Below are 16,878 nucleotides of genomic sequence, written 5' to 3'. Positions count from 1 at the left end.
TAAACATATTAAAGAAAGTCTTTATTTTTCATTTAAATTTCTTTTAAAAAGTAATAATATTAGTAAATTTGGAACATAAAATTATTCAAATTTATGTTTGTTTTTAACGATACCAAAATTGCTTTTGCCGATAAATCTGATGCTGAATTAAGAAAAGCCTATTGGATGTTTAAACTAATTGAACAACCAACTTTAACCAAAATCGGAACTTCAATTTTAAATTTTTCTGTTCACAATAACATTCCATTTGCAGGAGATGTTGTTAAATATACTTTGTTTGCTCAGTTTTGCGGCGGTGAAACGCGTGAAGAAAGCATGAAAGTGGTAAAAAAAATGTTCAAACATCACGTTGGAAGTATTTTCGATTATTCTATTGAAGGCAAAGAAGAAGAAGCGGTTTTTGATAAAACTTTGCAGGAAATCAAAGAAAATATAAAATTTGCCGAAGGAAATCCTGCAATTCCTTTTGTGGTTTTTAAACCAACTGGTTTTGGTAGAATAGATTTGTATGCAGAAGTTGGAAGTGGAAAAGAATTAACGACTTCCGAAAAAGAAGAATGGAGCAGAATTGTGAATAGATTTGATGAAGTTTGTAAAATGGCTTTTGAAAGAAATGTAGTAATAATGATTGATGCCGAAGAAACTTGGATGCAAGATGCAGCCGATGAATTAATCTTCGAAATGATGAAAAAATACAATCAGCAAAAAGCAGTTGTTTGGAATACCATTCAAATGTACCGCACAAAAAGATTAGAATATTTAGAAAAAGATTTAAAAAGAGCGCAAGAAAATAATTTCTTTTTAGGCTACAAATTTGTTCGCGGCGCTTATATGGAAAAAGAAAGAAATCGCGCTGCAGAAATGCATTACGAAGATCCAATTCAACCAACCAAAGAAGCAACCGACAATAATTATAATGCCGCAATCGATTTTGTTTTAAATCATTTAGATCGGGTTTCCGCATTTTTCGGAACCCACAATGAAAAATCCACAGAATTAGTGATGGATAAAATGAAAGAGCGCGGTTTGGAAAATGATAATCCGCATTTATTTTTCGGTCAATTATACGGAATGAGCGATAATATTACTTACGTTTTAGGCGAAAAAAATTACAACGTTTCAAAATATTTACCTTATGGACCGGTGAAAGATGTGGTTCCATATTTAACAAGAAGAGCGCAAGAAAACACTTCTGTTGCCGGTCAAACTGGTCGTGAATTGGGTCTGATTTCTAAAGAATTGAAACGTAGAAAAAGTGAAAATAATTAAAAAAATATCTCTTTTTTAATTATTTTAAAGTAAACTATTAAATTAATTATAAATTTTTTCGTTTATTTAATTAAAAAGAATTTCAAAATAGAAAAGATGAAAGACAATAAACTAGCAAATGTTTCAACAGAAAAGTTATTGAAAGATAAGAAAACCATAAAAGCTTTATCTGGAATGTTAGCTGCAATTTTAATTTTATTACTTTTAATTTCACTTTTTATTACTTTCACAAAAGGTTTTACGCCTTTACTTGTAATTCCAATTGCATTACTTCCAATTTTAAATTTGAATTTTAAAAATTTAAAAGAAATAGATAAAGAACTAAAACAAAGAGAAAATTCAAATTAGAATTAATTTTCTCAAATCTCAAATCTCAAATCTCAAATCTAATTTCATATTTCGCCCAAATCATATTGCCCTTAAATTTAAAAGGAACTTTTACATATAAAATTCCGGAAAATTTGGTGGAAGATATTGAAATCGGAATGCGCGTTTTAGTGCCATTTGGTGGAAAAAAAATTTATACTGGAATAGTTTCTGAACTTCACGATCGTGAACCAGAAACTTTTGTTGCCAAAGAAATCATCAATCTTCTCGATGAAAAACCAATTTTACCAAAAGAACAACTGGATTTTTGGCAATGGCTTTCAGATTATTATCTTTCAAATATTGGTGAAATTTATCGGTTTGCGTTTCCGTCTTCTTTAAAATTAGAAAGTGAAACTTATTTGAAATTAAAACCAAATACGGAAATTGATTTTGAAAATCTGGACGGGAATGAAATGTATCTCATTCAAGCTTTAGAAGTTCGGCAAATGATTAATCTAACGGAAATTGAAGCTTTTATTCCAAAAAAAATAATTGTAAAAACCATCAATTCTCTAATTGATTTGCAATACATAGAAGTGGATGAAAAGATTTCTGAAAAATATAAAGCCAAAGAAATTGCTTATTTAAGGGTGAATGAAGATATTTTAAAAGATAATTCTTTACCCAATGTGTTGCAAAGTTTAAATAAATCCCCAAAACAAAAAGATTTATTTCTTTTAATTTTAGCTAAACAACAGGAAAATGTAAATCTTCCTGTAAAGAAATCTTCTATTTTTGAAGATGGAAATTTCGCGTATTCTCAGTTAAAATCTTTAATTGATAAGAATATAATTGAAGAATATTTAATTCAAAAAGACCGATTGAAAACTTATGAAGGCGAAACTGAAGATTTAGAAGAATTAACTGAACTTCAGAAAAGAGCGAAATTTGAAATAGATTTGGCTTTTGAAAATCAGAAAAATGTTTTGCTTCATGGCGTAACTGCTTCGGGAAAAACGCATTTGTATTTAGAAAAAATCGAAGACTGTATTTCGACAGGAAAAAATGTTCTTTTTTTACTTCCTGAAATTTCTTTAACTAAACAAATCATTCAAAGATTAGAAAAGAAATACGGAAAAAGTTTAGGATTTTATCACACCAAATTGACGGATTTTGAAAGAGTAGAAGTATGGCGTAAAATTAGAAATAATGAAATTAAAGTTCTGATAGGAACAAGAAATGCACTTTTTTTACCTTTTCAAAATTTAGGTTTAATCATTGTGGATGAAGAACATGATTTTGCTTACAGACCGCGAGAATTTTCACCTTATTTTAATGCAAAAGATGCTGCTCAAATTTTAGCTAAATTTTATTCTGCAAACGTAATTCTCGGTTCTGCAACGCCCTCTGTAGAAAGTTATTACGCCGCAAAAAAAGAAAAATTAACTTATGTTTTTTTAGCAGAAAGGTTTGGAAATGTGGCTTTGCCAAAAGTGGAGCTCATTAATTTCGAGGAAGCGCAAAAACTTCAACAAACAAAAGGTCATTTTTCTCTTAAATTAATTGAAGAAATTACAGAGAATTTAAAGCAAAAAAACCAAAATATAATTCTTCACAACCGCCGTGGTTATGCAAATGTTGTAGAATGTGAAACTTGCGGATATGTTCATTATTGCAGCAATTGTGATGTTGTAATGACATATCACAAATATTCCCGTGAAATGAAATGTCATTATTGCGGGCAAAAAGCAAATAAACCAACGGTTTGTCCCAAATGTAATTCCGAAAATATAAATGAACGCGGCGTTGGAATTGAGCAAATTGAAGAAGAATTACAAAAATTATTTCCAGAAAATGAAATCGATAGAATGGATGTAGATTCTATGCGGAAGAAATTTGCTTATGAAAAACTCTATGAGAAAATAGAAACAGGAGAAGCAGAAATAATTCTCGGAACTCAGATGATTTCCAAAGGTTTGGATTTTGATAATATTGAATTAGTCGCTATTCCAAAAGCAGATGCCTTGCTTTATGTGCAAGATTTTCGGGCAGAAGAAAGAGCGTATCAATTAATTACGCAGGTTTCTGGAAGAGCAGGAAGAGTTTCTGGTGAAGGAAAAATTGTGATTCAAACTTATAATCCAACGCATCCCGTTTTTAAATTAATTCAAGAAAATAATACTTCAGAAATTTACAGACATTTTTTAGAAGAAAGAAAGAAATTTCTTTATCCGCCTTTTGTAAAATTATTGATGATTGAATTAAAACACAGAAGAGAAGATAAAACCGATCGCGCTTCGCAATTTTTAGGTTCAGTTTTAAGAAAATATTTACCAGCAGAATGTGTTCTCGGTCCAGAAAAAAGTCCAATTTCTAGGATTAAAAATTTGTATCAATATCAAATTTTACTCAAACTTCCGAAAGGGAAAAATTATGAGAATTTTAAATTTTTGGTTTTAAAATCATTTGAAGAGTTTGATGAAATTACTGGTTATCATTCTGTTAAAAAATCAATTTTTGTTGATTTTTAACATTTTTTAACACTATTTACCGAGATTTTATAGTTTCAATCATAAAGTTGTATTGTAATAATCTTTACTTTTGAACGTTTTAAAATAGTTCTTTAATATTTAATTTAATTAAATCGGCACTTTTTGAATGTTTAAAAATAAAGTAATATATGTTTAAATTAAAAAATCTCTTCATATTTCCTGCTCTTTCTTTTTCAATTTTTGCAACTGCGCAAGGAACATTTGCTTCTAATAAATATACTTCCGGAAATGATAATTTTACAAATGTAAAAGAATCTTTTTCTGAAAATAAATCTCTTGCAAAAGATGAAGTAGAAAGTGAAATTAATAAAATGATGAGTGATCCGGTTTTACGAAATGCCAATTGGGGTTTCGTAGTTTATGATCCGATAACTCAGAAAATTGTAACTTCTTATAATGAAACAACACCTTTAGTTCCGGCTTCTACAACCAAACTTCTAACAACCGATACTGCTTTTGGTTTGGTAGGAGAAAATTTTAAATGGAAAACTCAGTTAGAATATAAAGGAGATATTTCTGAAGATGGAACTTTAACTGGGAATTTATATATTGTTGGAAGTGGAGATCCTTCTTTAGGAACGAGAAAAGCAGGTGCAGCTTCTTATACAGAAATAGTTTCAGATTATATCAGATCCATTGCAGATGCAGGAATTAAAAAAATAAAAGGTGATATTATTATCCAAACTGCGGTTTTTAAAGTAAATAAAAGTCCAGTTTTACCAGAAAATATTGTTTGGGTAGAAGATAATAATTATTATTTACCAGTTGGGACAACTTTGGATATTAATCCAAGAAATGAAAAATTAGTTGTTCCTGCTAAAAATCCTTTTAAAGAAACGGAACGTTACTTTTATGTTTCACCTTATGCGCACAAAATGGTTTTTGCAAGTGCTTTTGATGGTAAAAATTATTTAAGTACAACTTTGCCAGAAGCGCCGTCTTATTTAGCGACACTTCTAAAAAATTCTTTAAATAAAAGTAAATTGCCTATCTCTGGTTCTGTTATAAATATTAAAATACAATTAAAAGCTGAAAACAGAGAAGTTCTTTACACTTATGAATCGCCTACTTTAATGGATATTGTTCATTATACAAATCAACACAGTGATAATGGTTTAGCTGAAGCAATTCTAAGAATGGTTGGTTTTCAAAAATTTGGAGACCAAAGTTTATCTTCCGGAAAAGAAGCGGTAATAAGTCATCTTACAAATATTAATTTTGATTTAAAAGGTTTAAATTATATTGACGGAAGTGGTTTATCTCACAGTAATACAGTAACTCCGATTGCTCAAGCTAAATTTTTAGCGAGTAGAATGAAGGAAAATTATTTTAAAGATTATTTTGAATCTTTACCAATTGCTGGTCAATCTGGAACTTTGAGAAGAATGTTTGTAAACAGCGATGCGAACGGACAAATTTTTGCAAAAACAGGAACTTTAAATAAAGTAAAAGCTTTGGCTGGTTATATTAAAACTAAAACGGGAAGAACTTTAACTTTTTCCTTATTAGTCAATAATTACGCCGGTTCTGTGGCTCAAGTAAAACAAAAAATGGAATTACTTTTAACGCCAACTTTAGAATTGTAATTTCCTTAAATTAATAAATACCAAACCTTTTGATTGAATAATCAGAAGGTTTTTTTATCTTTAAAATTAAATTCCAACATTGAAAAATATTTATTTAATTCTTTTTATTTTGCTTTTTAGTTATCAATTAAAAGCACAAAATATTAATGAAGAAGCAGCTCGGAAATCTTTGATAAAAAGCGAAAAAAGAAATTACTCAAAAATGATTTCCTTTAACATAAATCCGAATACTTTAAACTACAATTTAAAATCTCAAAGATTAGAATTACAAGTGGATCCAGCTGTTCAAAAAATTTCTGGAACGGTGACTTCTCAGTTTATTCCCAATCAAAATTTGGCTTCTATTTATTTTGATTTAGCAAATACTTTAACCGTTTCTGAAGTAAAATTTCACGGAAATAATCTCAATTTTAGCCAACTCCCAACAAAAGAATTAAAAATTGATTTTAATTCTTCACTTCCTGCGAATACTTTAGATTCACTTTCAATCACTTATTCAGGAGTTCCAGATTTGTCAACTGAAGCTTTTACAACAGGATTTCAAAGTGGAGTTCCCGTTTTGTACACGCTTTCTGAACCTTATGGCGCACAAGAATGGTTTCCCACGAAACAAAGTATGAATGATAAAATTGAAAAAATCCAAATGATTGTGACTGCTCCGTCGCAATATAATGTGGCTTCAAATGGGAAATTAATTTCAGAAAATATTTCCGGTGCAAATAAAACAACGTTTTGGCAAACAAAATATCCAATTCCCGCTTATTTAATTGCAATAGGTGTTACAAATTATACAAAATTTAATGATACAATGGGAATTCCCGCTTTTCCTTTTGTTAATTATGTTTATCCTTCAACTGCTGCAAATCAAACTTCAATGGATAATATCAATTGGACAAAGCAAATTATGGACGTTTATGAACAATATTTTGGAGATTATCCGTACAGAAATGAAAAATATGGGCATATGCAATTTGGTTGGAATGGGGGAATGGAACACGCCACAATGACTTCTATGGGAAGTTTTGGAAAAACTTTAATTGCTCATGAATTGGCGCATCAATGGTTTGGTGATAAAGTCACTTGCGGCGCTTGGAATGACGTTTGGTTAAATGAAGGTTTTGCCACTTTCGGCGAACATTTAGCAAGAGAAAAATTATTAAATACTCCGGCTGATTTTAGAAATTATTTACAAGGTGAAATGAGTTATATAGGTTTCTATCCTGGTGGAAGTGTTTATGTTTCTGATGCTAATTTAGGAAATATAAATGCTATTTTTGATAGCCGTTTATCTTATTCTAAAGGTGCTTATGTTTTGAGAATGTTAAAATGGATTTTGGGAGATTCTGTATTTTATCAATCTTTAAAAGATTATAATTCTCGACCAAATTTGGCTTACAATTATGCTAAAACTGAAGATTTTAAAAACTCACTTTTGCAATCCACTGGAAAAGATTTTTCAGATTTTTTTAATGAATGGATTTACGGACAAGGTTATCCAACTTATAATATTGAATACAATCAATCTGCGATAACTAAAAATTTAACCTTTAAAATTTCTCAAACTCAAAGTGATTCTTCTGTTGCTTATTTCAAAATGCCACTTCCCATAAAAGTAACGGGAACTTTAGGAGAAACGGCTTATTTTGCATTAGATAATGATTCAAACAACCAATATTTTACTGAACCACTTAATTTTATAGTTGCAAATGTTGAGTTTAATTATGATTTGCAGATAATTCAAAAAAATTCAAAAGTCACTATGAACGCGGCATTATCTACTCATGAAAATTCCAATATCTCGAAAATTCAAATTTATCCAAATCCCGTACAAAATAATTTAAATATTATCGGTTTAAAAACAGCAGAAAATTTTGAAATTTATTCTTTAGATGGCCGCAAAATAAAATCTGGAAAATATTTACCAAATAAAAGTCTCAATGTTTCCGAACTTGTAAAAGGAACTTATATTTTGAAAATAAATAATCAAAGTTTTAAATTTATAAAAGATTAAATCTATTTCAATTTTTCATTTTGTCAAAATTTTAAAGCGCACAAAAAGTAAGTTTGACAAAGTTTATATAAGTATTGTCTAAATTTTTCTTCAGTAATAAATCACAATTTCCGTAAATTAGCACTTCTATAAATTTCAATTTCAATTTCAATTTCAATTTCAATTTCAAATCTCAAATCTAACATCTAACATCTATTCAAATGATATCACAAAATTTCCTTCACAACCTACAAACAGAACTTCAAAATATTGAAAACGAAGGTTTATATAAAAAAGAACGCATCATTACTTCGCCGCAATCTGCGGAAATTACTGCGAATGGAAAAGAATTACTCAACTTTTGTGCGAATAATTATTTAGGATTATCAAACAATCAAGAAGTGGTGAAAGCATCGCAAACAATGATGGATTCTCACGGTTACGGAATGTCTTCTGTTCGTTTTATTTGTGGAACACAAGATATTCACAAAACTTTAGAAGAAAAAATCTCCAGCTTTTTAGGAATGGAAGATACCATTTTGTACGCCGCGTGTTTTGATGCAAATGGTGGTGTTTTTGAACCACTTTTTTCCGATCAAGATTGCATTATTTCTGATGAATTGAATCACGCTTCAATTATTGATGGTGTAAGACTTTGTAAAGCAGCGAGATATCGTTACAAAAATAATAATATGCAGGATTTGGAAACCCAATTAATTCAGGCTTCTAAACAAAACCACCGTTTTACAATTATAGTGACAGACGGCGTTTTTTCAATGGACGGAATTGTGGCAAATTTAAAAGGCGTTTGTGATTTAGCCGAAAAATACGGCGCTTTAGTAATGGTAGATGATTCTCACGCCACAGGATTTATTGGAAAAACTGGTCGCGGAACGCACGAAGCAAACGAAGTAATGGGAAGAGTAGATATTATTACTTCTACTTTGGGAAAAGCTTTAGGTGGCGCTTTGGGCGGATTTACTTCTGGTAAAAAAGAAATTATTGATATGCTTCGACAACGTTCTCGTCCTTATTTATTTTCAAATTCTCTCTCGCCTGGAATTGTAGGTGCAGCCATAAAAGTTTTGGAAATGATTTCTGATGACACTTCTTTGCGTGATAAAGTAATGGAAAACTCAGAATATTTTAGAAAAGAAATGAAATCCAAAGGTTTTGATATTCCAGATGGCGATGCAGCAATTGTTCCTGTAATGCTTTATGACGCACCTTTGGCGCAGAAAATGGCAGAAAAATTAATGGACGAAGGAATTTACGTCATCGGTTTTTTCTTCCCGGTTGTACCAAAAGGAAAAGCCAGAATTCGGGTTCAACTTTCTGCGGCGCACACTAAAGAACAGTTGGATAAAGCGATTGCAGGTTTCACGAAAGTGGGCAAGGAATTGGGCGTGATTTAAAATTTGATACAAGATTATATAATTAATATCAAAATTTTAATATTTTGATTTCAATGAAAAGATCATAAATATTATTTTTAAAAACTAACTTTTTAAATGAGTAAAATTTTTCAGAATATAAATTTAAAAACTAGAAATTTTGGAGCTCTAAAAATAGGTGTCTCATTTATTGTTTTATTTGTGCTTTACCATTCCGCTGAATACATGATATTATTCAAAAATAATATTTTTGGATTTTTCGGTTTTCAGTTGCTTTTTTTTATAGCTGCTTGGTTTTTGGGAAACTGGAATAAAATGAATGGTTTTACATTTTGGGGTTTATCATTTTCGAAATTAAAACTCAAATATTTTTTGATTGGAATATTTTTAGGTCTTTTATTATATGGTGTTCCTTATTTAATTTCACTTTCTATTGGAGCAGAGTTTATTACAAACATTCCGCATTGGAAAGATATATTAAAATTAAGTTTACCATTTGCTTTTGGTGTAATGTTTTCATCATTTTCCGAAGATGTTTTAACTCGCGCAACTATCTACAATTTATTTAATAATAAAATAAAAGTTATAGGAATTGTACTAATTTCTTCTCTTGTTTATTTGCTAAATCACATCTACAGACTTAATGAAGGTTTAGAAACTTTAAGTTATATTTTTTTCTTGGGTTTTTTACTAATTATTCCTTTGATTTTAACTAAAAATCTTTGGATTACTGGTTTTATGCATTGGTCTGGAAATGTTTTTTTTTATATAACGCACAATGTTATTCAGACAGAAAGTGGCACTTATTTTCTAACACCTAATCAAATTTTTTTAATTTGGATTTTAATTTTAATTCCAATATTATATTACTTAGGCTCAAAATATAAAGAAAAACTTATTTAATGTTTAAGTAATCCTCGATGTTTTAAAGTTAAAAATTTTAAAAGTTTATCGAAGATTTGCAAAAAGTGACCCTTAATAAAAAAAACAATGTTTTCCAAAGAACAATCCGCCGCTTTAAAAAAAGAATTCTGGACTGCTTTTGGCAAATCTTTCCCCAGAAAATGGATTTTGTACAACACAAAAATTAAAGATTTTTCTTTTAAATTTTATGCAGATAATAAAAAAGCAGAAGTTTCTTTAAATATAGAAATGCAAGATGAGGTTTTCCGGAATGCTTATTTTGAAAAAATACAAAGTTTAGAAAATCTTTTTCTTGAAGAAATCCCAGAACTAATTTTTGAAGAAAATTTCACTTTAGAAAACGGAAAAATCATCAGTAAAATCTGGATAGAAAAAAGTGGAGTTAGTATATTTAATAAAAATTCTTGGCGCGAAATTTTTGAATTCTTTGTAGAAAATATGGAAAAAATGGAAATACTTTTTTTTGAATATGAAGATTACATTAAAGATATTTGAGGTTTTATTTTCTAAAGGATATTATTAATAATTTGCTGAATTTCACTATCGGAAATGGTGTCTTTTTCGCCTTTATTATAAATTGAAAGAAGTAAAATAGTGGAATCATTTATTTGAACAAACGAAATTACTCTAGCGCCGCCAGATTTTCCTTTATTTTTTGAAGCAATCGCAAGACGAATTTTATAAATATCATTTCCTAAAGGTGTTCCTAAAGTTGGATCATTTTCCAATTGAGTAAAAAGTTCTGCCAATTCTTCTTTTAAAGAAGCATATTTTCTAGCCAATCTTTTGGCGTCTTTCTTAAAATGTTCAGAAAGTTCTACTTTATAACTCATGAAGAAAATCTTTCGCGAGTGTTGTTTTTAGTTTTCCCTGCTTGTATTGTTTCAAATCTTTGAAGCCTTTTTCCAGGTTTCTAACAATTTCTTTTTTTGTATCTCCTTCAGAATCTTCTATTTGAACAAAATCAAGGTTTTTTAATAGTTCTAAAAAGAAATTATATTTTGATTCTTGAATATTTAGAGTAACCTTTTTCATAATGCGAAAATTATATTTAATTTTACTAAACAAAGTTAGTAATTTTTATTATTTTCAATATGAAGATTATATAAAAGGTATTTAGTAAAGTATTCTTGCTTTTTTATCATTTAATAGAAATCTAAATTGTGAAAATAAAATTGCTAAGATTCCTACGGAATGACAAACACTCATAAAAAAAATTACTTCTGAAAATCTTCAACAGATTGCTTCGTTCCTCGCAATTACGCATAAAATTTCTCAGATTAATTCTCCGCAATGACTAAGAAAATTTCCGTTTTCGCAACCAATAAAAAAGTCCGCCCAAAACAGCTAAAATTCCCAAAGTCAAAAGCAAATTAAACCATTGCCAATAATTTTTTTCATCGTCAATTCTTTGTCTGTCAAGTAAACGCGCTTCAATATTTCGGTTGCGCAAAGTCATTAAATTAGAATCATCTAAAAGATAGTCTAAAGAATTTTGCAAAAATTGCGCATTCCCATACGTTTGTTTCGTGAGCAAATCTTCTCCTAAAGGTAAAGCTTTTCCTTTCCAAACTTGGTTTCGAGCGACGTCTCCATCTGCAATTACAATCATTTTATTGTTAGAACTTTGCGCTTTAAAATTGGGATAAGAAGATTTTTCAATTCTATTTTCATAAGCGGAAGTAAATTTTCCATCTAAACTTACGGCGTAAATTTTCGGTGAAGTGAGTTGCTCATTTTCACTTAAAGAATCGGCTTTTACAATTTCGGAAAGCGATACATAATTCGGAACAGATTTCAATAAAGTTCTGTCGCTGCTTTCAAAAAGCACATTTGTTTTAATATTTTTTCTTCCCAAAGTATCGATAGAAGTGGGAAATTCAAACTTTACAGGATTGATGTTTTTAGTTATTGGATTATTATTTTCGGCAATTCCCAATGGAAAATATGGCCAAAGAAAACTGCTGTATTGCGGATTTCCGGCAACTTCTCCCGAAACAATTCTGATGAGTGCAGATTTTTTTAAATCTTTTACCAAAGCTGGATTAATGCGAAGTCCATAATTAAAAAAGAAATCTGTCATATTTAAATCCATCGGATAAGCCATAATTTTTTTGGCAGTAAAAAGCGTGTCCATTTCCGCATTCACCGCATCAATCATCCACAAAGTTTTTCCGCCGTTCATAATATATTGGTCGAGAATTACTTTTTCATTTTCCGTGAACGCTTTTCTGGGTTTTGCAATTACCAAAGCGCTCATTTTTTTTAATTTTGGAACATCAGCTAAAGAAAGTTCCCTTTTATTTTCCGGAATTATTGGTCCGATATTATAATTTTCCAATGCCATTTGTAAAAATCCTTGAAAATGATCTGGACTTAATTCTGCTTGATTGACTAAAAATCCGATATTTTTTTTCTCTTCTTCCGTCATTATTTTGATGTTGGAAGCGAAATTATATTCTAAATTTTCTATGGATTTATTGAGTTGTTCAGAAGAATCTAAACCTGTTTGATTGATAATCAAAGGAATTGAAGTTCCGTAAGAATTGTATTTTAAAGTTGCGTAAGGAAACATCACGATTTGTGAAATTTTCCCATCTTTCATATCTGGTAAAATGGAAGGTTGCATTCCCATCGCTTGCAAAGTATCTTGCGACATTTTGGTTTTTATGGGATCAATAAATTTAAAATCAATTTTCGGATTTACTTTTTGAAATTCTTCTAATAAAAATTTAGTTTCATTTTGAAGTTGCTTAAAACTTGCCGGAAAATCGCCATCTAAATAAACATCAATTTGCATGGGTTTTTTCACAGATTCTAAAACTTTTATGGTAGAATCAGACAATGTGTAACGTTTTTCTTTAGTTAAATCCCATCGAAATTTAAACACACCAAAAACGCCTAAAATTAAAATTAAGGCTAAAAATAAATAGATGATTTTCTTTTTATTCATGTTTAAAATTATTTTTCTTAACGTATTTTTGTCATTCCGTAGGAATCTAAACAATCAAATTTTCAAAAAAACGATATTATTAATTTAAATTTTGTAATTAAACAAATCATTTAGAAATTCTAAATTAGGATTAATTTCACGAATTAGTTTTAATTTTTTTTCTCTAGATAAATTTTTAATTTCTTTTTCTCTTTCAATTGCTAATTGTATCCATCCAAATTTTTGATAATAAATTAAATATTTTGTGCCATATTTTGAAGTAAAACTTTGAGGATTATGGTTATTAAAATGTTCATTAAGTCTACGATGTAAATTATTTGTTACTCCTGTATATAATACTGTTCTATTTTTATTTGTAAGAATATAAACATAAAAATTATAAATTCCTTCTGTAAATTCAATCATTGGATAAATTTAGTGTAGATTCCTACGGAATGACAAAATGATGTGATTATATTGATGAATATTACTGATCGTAAATAAATTTCTTAAAAAACTACTTTTTCTTTTCAACAAAGACTTTAGCTAAAAATAAACTTAAAGCAATTATCAAAACAAAATAAAAAACATCTTTACTTTCAACCAAACCACGAGAAAAACCAATATAATGTTGATAAAATCCTAAATTTTGTAAAAAATAATCTGCGCTACCTAAAAGTTTATAAGATGCCAATTGTTGGATTCCAAAATATAAAATAAAACATAAAAAAACGCCCGACAAATAAGCCATAATTTGGTTTTTCGACCAAGAACTTGCTAAAATTCCGATGGCGGAAAAACTGGCAATCAACAATATTAAACCAATATAACTTCCGAACGTCATTCCCAAATCGATATTTCCTTCTGGAATACCTAAAAAATAAACGGTATAAAAATAAATCAGCGAAGGCAAAAGACATAAAATTCCGACCAAGAAAACGGAGAAAAATTTTCCTAAAACGATGTCTGAGATTTTCACGGGTTGAGAAAACAGCCATCTTAAAGTGCCATTTTGTTCTTCTTCCGCCAAAGTTCTCATCGCTAAAGCAGGAATAATGAACATCAAAAGCCACGGAACGAGCACAAAATAACTTTGTAAACTCGCCGTTCCGATTTCGAAAATATTAAAATCATTATCAAAGAAAAAAAGAAAAAGCGTTCCAAGTAAACTAAAAGCGCCTAAAATTAACCATGCGCTCCAATTGCCGAAGTAAGACCAAAGTTCTTTTTTAAAAATTGCGATCATTCTTTATTTGTTATTTGATAGTGGTCAGTTGATAGAAAAAAACAATTCACTTTTTCTTTTTGTTCACCAGTTTCACGGTTATTGTTATTAGCAAAACTAAAACGATAAATCCTAAAATTAATTGCCACCAAAAATCTAAAACATTGTTTTTTAAAATGGCAGTTATGACGATTAAAAACAATAAGAAAGTCGCAATTTCATTGAATTGTCGTAGTTTTAAATTTGGAATTTCTAAATCATTTCCGTCTAAAATTTTGATTTGTAAAATACGTTTCCAAGCCCAATAATGGTATAAAAATAATCCGATTAAAAAAGTGAGTTTCAAATGAAACCAATGCATTTTTAAAAGAGAAGGATTTAGAATTAACATTGTAATCCCGCAAACTGTCATTATCACAAAAGCTGGAACAATAATAATATTCCACAAACGACGCATCATAAAAAGATACTGTTCGCGTAAAATTATTTTTTTTTCTTGCGCGAAAGAATCTGTATCTTTATAATAAACAAATAAGCGCACCAAATAAAAAAGTCCAGCAAAATAACTAACCATAAAAATAATGTGAAACGCTTTGATAATGAGATACAACATAATTTTTTCTAAGTGACAAAGATAGTATTTTTAAGAAAATTCTACATAAATTCTTTCGCCAACATTAATTCCCAAAAGCGTTTTCGCACCATTGTGTTTATTGCCTTTGTAAATACTAATTTCTAATAAATCTGCATCATTAAAAACGGCGATAGATTTTCCGTGGTATTGCATTTCATTTTTCCAATCGGGGATAAACGCAGTGTATCTTTCGAAGATATTATTTAAAGAAAGATTTCGGAACTTCACAATATAACTTTCGTGGGTTGAACTTATTTTTTCGAAGAAATTCTTTGAAATATTAGAAATTACATTTCCAAAATTATCGATGTACATAATTTCTCCTACTATAATTTTTTCAAATTCATTATAAACTGCACGCGGAAAAGTAAGTTGAACGGGATTTTTTAATTTTCTTCCAATAACTTCAGGTAATCCGCCATTGTGCAAATGCACTGCAGCTGGAACAAAAATATCGGTACTTGCAAATTTTACCACATCATCAAAGCGATTGTTTAAAGTAATTTCGTAAACTGCTTCTGGTTTTTGATCAAAAAATATTAAAGATAATAAACCATTATCTGCTGCGATAAAATAATGTCCATTTGCTTTGTATAAAATGGCTTTTCTGTCTTTTGAATAAAAACTGTCAACAGAAATAATATGAATGGTTCCTACAGGAAAATTTGCGTACGCATTTCTAACAATATAAGCGGTTTCTGTAAGATGATACGCCGTAATCTCGTGAGTAATATCTACAATTTTTACGTCTTCATTCATGCTCAAAATTTTACCTTTAATGGCTGCAACGCGATGATCTACAAGACCATAATCTGATGTTAAAGTAATTAAGGGCATAAAAATTTTGGTTAAAAAACGAATTTTGTGTGAAGTGCAAATTTAATTTAATTAGTTTAGAAAAGAAAGTTTCTTTGAAATGATTCATTTAAAATAGCGTAGTTTGGAATATTTATTTTAAATTTAATTCATTAATATTTAATCTTAAAATTTAATCAAAAAGTGAATGCTTGAACTGAACTACGAAATTTCTGAAATAGATGTAAAATCTTTCTACGGCGTTAATAATCAATTTTTTAATTTAATTAAATCCAGTTTTCCAACCCTTAAAATCACAGGGCGAGATAATATTATTTATGCAAAAGGCGACCAAGAAACACTGGATATTTTTAAAATAAAATTAGAAGATATGGTTGCATTTATTAAAAAATATGATTCAATTAATATAAAAGATGTAGAAAGTATTCTTCGCATTAAAGATGAACAAGAGAAAAAATTAGTTTTTGATAATGATGTGATTGTAAAAGGCATTAGTGGGAAAATTATAAAAGCCAAAACAACCAATCTTAAAAAATTAGTAAAAGAAACTGAGAAAAAAGATATGGTTTTCGCTATTGGACCAGCTGGAACGGGGAAAACTTATACAAGTGTGGCTTTAGCTGTAAAAGCTTTAAAAGAAAAAGAAGTAAAACGAATTATTCTTACGCGACCTGCAGTTGAAGCAGGAGAAAGTTTAGGATTTTTACCAGGAGATTTAAAAGAAAAATTAGATCCTTATTTACAGCCGCTTTATGATGCGCTCCGAGATATGATTCCACATGAGAAATTAGAAGGATTTATAGAGAAAAATGTAATTGAAGTTGCGCCATTGGCTTTTATGAGAGGAAGAACTTTAGATGAAGCCTTTGTAATTTTAGATGAAGCACAAAATACGACGCATTCTCAGATGAAAATGTTTCTTACCAGAATGGGCATGAATGCGAAATTCATAATTACAGGAGATCCAACTCAAGTAGATTTACCATTGCGCCAAAAGTCTGGTTTAAAAGAAGCTATGAGAATTTTAGAAAATGTAGAAGAAATTGGTTTTGTGCATCTTACAGAAGAAGATGTTGTAAGACATCCGGTTGTTAGGAAAATAATAGTGGCTTATGCACAAGAAGATATGAAACAAAGACAGGATTAATTTATTGTATAGATTTTATATAATTTTAACATTTTATTTATAAGTTATTTTACAATTTGTTGTTTAATAAAAAAATAATTGTATTTTTACTTAAAATTTA

General features: G+C 29.3%; 16 protein-coding genes. 9 read left to right on the top strand and 7 right to left on the bottom strand.

Annotation, left to right across the window (positions count from 1 at the left end; genetic code table 11):
• The first annotated feature begins 93 nt into the window (after positions 1-93).
• The 8 genes from ACN0WB_RS05915 to ACN0WB_RS05880 all read left to right on the top strand — a co-directional run bounded on the left by ACN0WB_RS05915 (position 94) and on the right by ACN0WB_RS05880 (position 10,519).
• Positions 94-1,269, top strand: a complete 1,176-nt coding sequence (locus ACN0WB_RS05915; protein WP_417429826.1) for a proline dehydrogenase family protein — start codon at positions 94-96, stop codon at positions 1,267-1,269.
• Positions 1,270-1,365: 96 nt separating this feature from the next.
• Positions 1,366-1,617, top strand: a complete 252-nt coding sequence (locus tag ACN0WB_RS05910; RefSeq protein WP_417429824.1) for a redox-active disulfide protein 2 — start codon at positions 1,366-1,368, stop codon at positions 1,615-1,617.
• Positions 1,618-1,682: 65 nt separating this feature from the next.
• Positions 1,683-4,109 (top strand): replication restart helicase PriA, encoded by a 2,427-nt coding sequence (priA, locus tag ACN0WB_RS05905; RefSeq protein ID WP_417429822.1) that lies wholly within the window; start codon positions 1,683-1,685, stop codon positions 4,107-4,109.
• Positions 4,110-4,258: 149 nt separating this feature from the next.
• On the top strand, positions 4,259-5,716 hold the full coding sequence (gene dacB, locus ACN0WB_RS05900) for a D-alanyl-D-alanine carboxypeptidase/D-alanyl-D-alanine-endopeptidase (protein ID WP_417429820.1): 1,458 nt from the start codon (positions 4,259-4,261) through the stop codon (positions 5,714-5,716).
• A 79-nt stretch (positions 5,717-5,795) separates the two neighbouring features.
• Complete coding sequence (locus ACN0WB_RS05895) at positions 5,796-7,727, top strand: M1 family aminopeptidase (protein WP_417429818.1); 1,932 nt, start codon at positions 5,796-5,798, stop codon at positions 7,725-7,727.
• 200 nt (positions 7,728-7,927) lie between these two features.
• Positions 7,928-9,121, top strand: coding sequence for a glycine C-acetyltransferase (gene kbl, locus ACN0WB_RS05890; protein WP_417429816.1), 1,194 nt, complete (start codon positions 7,928-7,930; stop codon positions 9,119-9,121).
• 96 nt (positions 9,122-9,217) lie between these two features.
• Positions 9,218-10,003, top strand: coding sequence for a type II CAAX prenyl endopeptidase Rce1 family protein (locus ACN0WB_RS05885; protein ID WP_417429814.1), 786 nt, complete (start codon positions 9,218-9,220; stop codon positions 10,001-10,003).
• Positions 10,004-10,090: 87 nt separating this feature from the next.
• Positions 10,091-10,519 (top strand): DUF4268 domain-containing protein, encoded by a 429-nt coding sequence (locus ACN0WB_RS05880; protein WP_417429812.1) that lies wholly within the window; start codon positions 10,091-10,093, stop codon positions 10,517-10,519.
• A gap of 11 nt (positions 10,520-10,530) precedes the next feature.
• Here the strand turns inward: ACN0WB_RS05880 and ACN0WB_RS05875 are convergent, their stop codons facing one another.
• The 7 genes from ACN0WB_RS05875 to ACN0WB_RS05845 form a co-directional block, all read right to left on the bottom strand.
• On the bottom strand, positions 10,531-10,857 hold the full coding sequence (locus ACN0WB_RS05875; protein WP_417429810.1) for a type II toxin-antitoxin system RelE/ParE family toxin: 327 nt from the start codon (positions 10,855-10,857) through the stop codon (positions 10,531-10,533).
• Complete coding sequence (locus ACN0WB_RS05870) at positions 10,847-11,059, bottom strand: hypothetical protein (protein ID WP_417429808.1); 213 nt, start codon at positions 11,057-11,059, stop codon at positions 10,847-10,849. The genes ACN0WB_RS05875 and ACN0WB_RS05870 overlap by 11 nt, the downstream gene beginning before the upstream one ends.
• 262 nt (positions 11,060-11,321) lie before the next feature.
• Positions 11,322-12,977: a gliding motility-associated ABC transporter substrate-binding protein GldG gene (gene gldG, locus ACN0WB_RS05865; protein WP_417429806.1), complete on the bottom strand. Its 1,656-nt coding sequence runs from the start codon at positions 12,975-12,977 to the stop codon at positions 11,322-11,324.
• A gap of 84 nt (positions 12,978-13,061) precedes the next feature.
• Positions 13,062-13,382, bottom strand: a complete 321-nt coding sequence (locus ACN0WB_RS05860; RefSeq protein WP_417429804.1) for a GIY-YIG nuclease family protein — start codon at positions 13,380-13,382, stop codon at positions 13,062-13,064.
• A 91-nt stretch (positions 13,383-13,473) separates the two neighbouring features.
• Positions 13,474-14,202: an ABC transporter permease gene (locus tag ACN0WB_RS05855; RefSeq protein ID WP_417429802.1), complete on the bottom strand. Its 729-nt coding sequence runs from the start codon at positions 14,200-14,202 to the stop codon at positions 13,474-13,476.
• 46 nt (positions 14,203-14,248) lie between these two features.
• Positions 14,249-14,794: a CopD family protein gene (locus ACN0WB_RS05850; protein ID WP_417429800.1), complete on the bottom strand. Its 546-nt coding sequence runs from the start codon at positions 14,792-14,794 to the stop codon at positions 14,249-14,251.
• Positions 14,795-14,824: 30 nt separating this feature from the next.
• On the bottom strand, positions 14,825-15,652 hold the full coding sequence (locus ACN0WB_RS05845) for an SAM hydrolase/SAM-dependent halogenase family protein (protein WP_417429798.1): 828 nt from the start codon (positions 15,650-15,652) through the stop codon (positions 14,825-14,827).
• A gap of 166 nt (positions 15,653-15,818) precedes the next feature.
• Here ACN0WB_RS05845 and ACN0WB_RS05840 point away from each other — a divergent pair, with 166 nt between their 5' ends.
• A complete protein-coding gene (locus tag ACN0WB_RS05840; RefSeq protein ID WP_417429796.1) occupies positions 15,819-16,778 on the top strand; it encodes a PhoH family protein in 960 nt (319 codons plus the stop codon).
• Positions 16,779-16,878 lie beyond the last annotated feature (100 nt).

Source organism: Halpernia sp., from assembly GCF_048269545.1.
In the GTDB taxonomy this organism is placed as follows: domain Bacteria; phylum Bacteroidota; class Bacteroidia; order Flavobacteriales; family Weeksellaceae; genus Halpernia.
The sequence above is the reverse complement of the archived record's forward strand: the minus strand, read 5'-3'. Positions and strand labels throughout refer to the sequence as shown.

What these genes read in the sequence shown, in the direction of transcription:
- ACN0WB_RS05915 (WP_417429826.1), top strand. Translation starts at nt 94, where the DNA reads ATGTTTGTTTTTAACGATACCAAAATTGCTTTTGCCGATAAATCTGAT.
- ACN0WB_RS05910 (WP_417429824.1), top strand. Translation starts at nt 1,366, where the DNA reads ATGAAAGACAATAAACTAGCAAATGTTTCAACAGAAAAGTTATTGAAA.
- dacB (WP_417429820.1), top strand. Translation starts at nt 4,259, where the DNA reads ATGTTTAAATTAAAAAATCTCTTCATATTTCCTGCTCTTTCTTTTTCA.
- kbl (WP_417429816.1), top strand. Translation starts at nt 7,928, where the DNA reads ATGATATCACAAAATTTCCTTCACAACCTACAAACAGAACTTCAAAAT.
- ACN0WB_RS05885 (WP_417429814.1), top strand. Translation starts at nt 9,218, where the DNA reads ATGAGTAAAATTTTTCAGAATATAAATTTAAAAACTAGAAATTTTGGA.
- ACN0WB_RS05880 (WP_417429812.1), top strand. Translation starts at nt 10,091, where the DNA reads ATGTTTTCCAAAGAACAATCCGCCGCTTTAAAAAAAGAATTCTGGACT.
- ACN0WB_RS05875 (WP_417429810.1), bottom strand. Translation starts at nt 10,857, where the DNA reads ATGAGTTATAAAGTAGAACTTTCTGAACATTTTAAGAAAGACGCCAAA.
- ACN0WB_RS05870 (WP_417429808.1), bottom strand. Translation starts at nt 11,059, where the DNA reads ATGAAAAAGGTTACTCTAAATATTCAAGAATCAAAATATAATTTCTTT.
- gldG (WP_417429806.1), bottom strand. Translation starts at nt 12,977, where the DNA reads ATGAATAAAAAGAAAATCATCTATTTATTTTTAGCCTTAATTTTAATT.
- ACN0WB_RS05860 (WP_417429804.1), bottom strand. Translation starts at nt 13,382, where the DNA reads ATGATTGAATTTACAGAAGGAATTTATAATTTTTATGTTTATATTCTT.
- ACN0WB_RS05855 (WP_417429802.1), bottom strand. Translation starts at nt 14,202, where the DNA reads ATGATCGCAATTTTTAAAAAAGAACTTTGGTCTTACTTCGGCAATTGG.
- ACN0WB_RS05850 (WP_417429800.1), bottom strand. Translation starts at nt 14,794, where the DNA reads ATGTTGTATCTCATTATCAAAGCGTTTCACATTATTTTTATGGTTAGT.
- ACN0WB_RS05845 (WP_417429798.1), bottom strand. Translation starts at nt 15,652, where the DNA reads ATGCCCTTAATTACTTTAACATCAGATTATGGTCTTGTAGATCATCGC.
- ACN0WB_RS05840 (WP_417429796.1), top strand. Translation starts at nt 15,819, where the DNA reads ATGCTTGAACTGAACTACGAAATTTCTGAAATAGATGTAAAATCTTTC.